This window comes from Acinetobacter sp. CIP 102136 (assembly GCF_000369685.1).
GTDB lineage: Bacteria > Pseudomonadota > Gammaproteobacteria > Pseudomonadales > Moraxellaceae > Acinetobacter > Acinetobacter fasciculus.
In genome coordinates, this window is sequence record NZ_KB850147.1 from 39,666 (window position 1) to 44,131 (window position 4,466).

Below are 4,466 nucleotides of genomic sequence, written 5' to 3' on the forward strand. Positions count from 1 at the left end.
GCTCATCTTGTGGAATCTGATTAAGTAAATCACCAAGCACCTGTGAATCACTGACATTATTGGTTGTAAGCTGAACTGCTCGTATTTGTAGGGTTTTAGCATCTATACCAATATGAAGTTTACGCCATTGGCGACGATATTCAGGTCCATGTTTCTTGCGTTTCCATTCGCCCTCACCTAGAAACTTCATGCCTGTAGAGTCCATGAGTAGATGCAGCCCATCTCTACTTTTTTGGTAGCTGATTACAATATCAATATGCTTTTGTCTTCTACAAAGCGTACTGTACGAATATCACTGATATTCGGGGCTGCTCAGCCGCAAAGTTTAATCAGACTTTGCACAAAGCCAGTAACCATACGTAAAGACAGACGGAATAAGGATTTAATCATTAAGCAGCATTGGATGGCTGCGTCGGAGTAGGTTTGATTTCGCCCTTGTTTGCCTTTTGATGGCGCATACCATTGCGTAGCAGGATCAAACCAAATGGCAATATTTCCGCGACTCATGAGTGCTCGGTTATATGCGGGCCAATTGGTTGTGCGGTAGATTTTGTGTGTAGGCTTCTTCATTTGAAAATTATATCGCTGAAAAAGCCGTTACAGATAGGTTTGTGCAACAAAGCCCTTAGTTGAAAAAAATTTTAGATTTCATGCTCACACACCACCTAAAACAAAAAATATCTGATTGATTTTACAGGCTTTTAATTTAAGGTTTTATTCTACCCACTCGCAATATCAATGTTTAGTATCACGACTCACTAACTCATTAACTAAATATGGAGCAGTACGGCTATCTTGATTTTCTGTTATTTGTTTTGGTGTTCCTGCCACAACAATATTCCCACCAGCATTTCCAGCACCTGGTCCCACATCAATCACCCAATCTGCTTGTGCAACGGCACGCATATCATGCTCAATCATAACCACGGTATTACCCGCATCGACTAATCGCTGCAATTGAACTAACAATCGATCTACATCTGATGGATGCAAACCTGTAGTTGGCTCATCAAGTATATACAGTGTATTTCCACGCTGATTGCGTTGCAGCTCGGTCGCCAATTTAATACGTTGCGCTTCTCCACCAGATAGTTCAGTCGCTGGTTGCCCTAAACGTAAATAACCAAGGCCAATTTCCTTTAATAATTGTAGTGAACGAGCAATCGAGACCTCTCCATCAAAAAAATCACGTGCTTCATTGACGGTCATTCCTAATACTTCAGCAATATTACGTCCATTCCAGCGAATTTTCAGAGTGTCATCATTATATCGAGCACCATGACATGTCGGACAAGGGGCATATACACTTGGCATAAACAATAATTCTACACTGACAAAGCCTTCACCTTCACAAGTTTCACATCGCCCTTTAGCCACATTAAACGAAAAACGTCCAGCATCATAATGAGCTTGGCGAGCTTCAGGAGTCCCAGCAAATAACTTTCTAACATGATCAAATAAACCCGTATAAGTTGCCAGATTAGAACGTGGAGTACGGCCAATTGGTTTTTGATCAACCTGTACCAGACGCTGTATAGCCTCCACATCACCAGCCAGAGAACCCTGTGTAACCTCGGTAACCAACATTCCTTCATTTAACGGATTATTTTCATTATTGTTTTCAGTTTCAGATTCATTGCCTAAATATGAAAGTACTAACTCGGGTAAAGCTTGAGAAACGAGACTAGATTTACCTGAACCTGAAATACCTGTAACTGCTGTAAGTACACCAAGAGGTATACGAGCATCAATATTATGCAGGTTATGTCGGTAAATATTGTTAAGTTCAAGCCAACCAGAGGGTGTACGTCCATAACTTTGAGTAACTGGGATTTTATTAAATAAATAACTTGCAGTACGTGAAGCTGAAATCTCACTTAAACCCTGAGGTACTCCACTATATAAAATATTACCACCTTGCTCTCCTGCATCTGGTCCAACATCCACTAACCATTGAGCACGACGCATGAGCTCTAAATCATGCTCTACAACAAATACGGAGTTTCCAGCGTCTCTTAATTTATCGAGAGAATCATATAATGACTGACTATCTGAAGGATGTAATCCAGCAGACGGTTCATCCAGTACATAAACTACACCAAATAGCATAGAACTTAATTGTGTTGCTAAACGCAAACGTTGTAACTCTCCCGCTGAAAGAGTCGGTGTGGCTCTATCTAATGTTAGATAACCAAGACCTAACTGGCGTAATTGATTTAAACGCCCCACCACACCATTTGCTAAACGCTGGGCAGCAATTTTCTTTTCATCTGAAAGTGCTGACGTACGTCTTACATCTGGAGATACAGAATGCACTGCTCTACCTGTTGTTGCTCGTTCGGATCTATCAAGTTGGGTTACTTTATTATTAGTCTTTTCTCCAGCATCATGAGCGTCGAAATTGCCAAGAACAATGGGCTCAAGCAGGCAAGTTAACTTATCCAAAGAAAGTTGCATAAACTCACCAATATCTACTCCAGCAAAGGTAATAGATAAGGCTTCTGGTTTAAGGCGTTTACCATGACAGGAAGGGCATATTTTTCCTTCCATAAAACGTGAAACACGTTTTTTCATCAACGTACTTTGGGTATTAGCAAAAGTATGAAGGACATAGCGACGAGCACCAGTGAAAGTGCCCATATAGCTGGGTTCTAGTTTACGTTTAAGTGCAGATTGAGTCTCAGCGGGGCTTAAACCAGCATAGACAGGAACTGTTGGGGTTTCTTCAGTAAATAAAATCCAGTCTCTATCCGATTGCGGTAAATCTTTCCATGGTCGATCAACATCATACCCTAGGGTTACTAGGATATCGCGTAAGTTTTGCCCGTGCCAAGCAGGTGGCCATGATGCGATAGCTCTCTCACGAATACTGAGTGTTGGGTCAGGAACCATTGTCGATTCTGTAACTTCATAAATGTGACCTAAACCATGACAGGTAGGACAAGCACCTTGAAGAGTGTTCGGTGAAAAGTCCTCGGCATATAACATTGGCTGATCGGCAGGATATGCACCAGCACGCGAATAAATCATTCGCACGAGACTTGATAAAGTTGTTACACTTCCAACAGAAGAACGGGTATTACTTGCACCACGTTGTTGTTGCAATGCTACTGCTGGTGGTAGACCATCAATAGCATCAACATCTGGTACTCCGGCCTGATCTATTAAGCGTCTTGCATAAGGTGCAACAGATTCGAAATATCTTCTTTGTGCTTCAGCAAAAATAGTTCCAAAAGCAAGTGATGATTTTCCTGAACCCGATACACCTGAGAAAACAACAAGTGCATTTCTTGGGATAGAAACATCTACATCCTTAAGGTTATGCTCACGTGCACCTCGAACTTCAATACAATTATTAGATAAAGTAATGTTATTGTGTTCACCAAAAGAATGTATTTTCATGTTTCTACAAGCCTGTAAATTATTTTGTGTAAGTCTCATTTTTTATAAATGATCTTTTAATCGATCATCGAACTGAATCGTAAACCAATTCATTGCTAAACGCCAATTTTGAATTGGCATGGTCCATTTTTTAGCAGCATTTGAAGTTGCTAAATAAATGACCTTTTTCACTGAATCATCAGAAGAGAAGATCTTTCTCTTTTTAGTTGAATGGCGGATCACGCTATTCAATGATTCAATTGCATTTGTTGTATAAATCGCATGACGTATTTCAGCAGGATAGCTAAAGATCGTTCGGATATTTTCCCAATTTGCCCGCCAGGATTCTCCAATTTTTGGATACTGAACCGTACCGGGTTTGTCGGAGACCAACTTTCCTGCGATGAGAAGCGCATCGCTTCGCAAGGGAACATCGAGCAAAACGAGATCTACATGATTTTCATCATGCTAAGCAAATCAAACGAATTTGGAAAGAAAGTTCGGGCCGGTATGGCGTTCGTAAAGTCTGGCAACAACTGCAACGAGAAGTTATGTTATTGCGCGCTATACAGTTCTCGATTGATGCAAAATCTTGAAATACAAGGTGTATGGCGTGGTAAGAATACAGATATGGTGCTTGATGCGCTGAGTTATGTGTCGTCTTTTGAGCTTGAAGCAATGTACGATTATAAGATTAACCCGTTAGGTCAGGTGGCCTAACTTAAATAAAAGTCTCCGACAAACCCGGTACGGTTCATTGCAGATCGGCAAGGGCATGCGGTGATTCCACCTAGAAAAAATGCGAAACCATGGAAAGATACAAAGAGTAGCTCGCTAGAGCGAAATGAATTACTTCGAACAGTTAAGCGTTTAGGCAGGACACTATGGAAAAAATGGTCAGGCTATCATCGGCGAAGTTTGGTTGAAACTAAGATGCATTGCATCAAATTATTAGGAGATAAAATCAGTGCAAGGAGTTTTGATAGCCAAGTGAATGAGATCCATGCACGTGTAGCAGTCCTTAACAGATTTACGGAATTAGGTCGACCACTTACCCAAGTTACGCCTTAAATTTGGCTCAATTA

The 4,466-nt window shown here is 41.0% G+C and carries 1 protein-coding gene and 4 pseudogenes; 2 read left to right on the plus strand and 3 right to left on the minus strand.

Annotated features, from left to right (window positions below):
- From F893_RS17670 to F893_RS16085, 3 genes and pseudogenes are all read right to left on the minus strand, one after another.
- Window positions 1-570 (minus strand): annotated as a pseudogene (locus F893_RS17670) (IS5 family transposase); the annotation flags it as partial.
- 165 nt (window positions 571-735) lie between these two features.
- Window positions 736-3,402 carry an excinuclease ABC subunit UvrA gene (locus F893_RS16080; protein WP_005100732.1) on the minus strand — a complete coding sequence of 889 codons (2,667 nt, stop codon included), beginning with the start codon at window positions 3,400-3,402 and terminating at the stop codon, window positions 736-738.
- A gap of 42 nt (window positions 3,403-3,444) precedes the next feature.
- Window positions 3,445-3,747, minus strand: a pseudogene (locus F893_RS16085) (transposase); the annotation flags it as partial.
- A 62-nt stretch (window positions 3,748-3,809) separates the two neighbouring features.
- Between F893_RS16085 and F893_RS18000 the strand changes: the two are divergent.
- Both F893_RS18000 and F893_RS17680 read left to right on the plus strand, forming a co-directional pair.
- Window positions 3,810-4,005, plus strand: a pseudogene (locus F893_RS18000) (IS3 family transposase); the annotation flags it as partial.
- 132 nt (window positions 4,006-4,137) lie between these two features.
- Window positions 4,138-4,452, plus strand: a pseudogene (locus F893_RS17680) (transposase); the annotation flags it as partial.
- Window positions 4,453-4,466 lie beyond the last annotated feature (14 nt).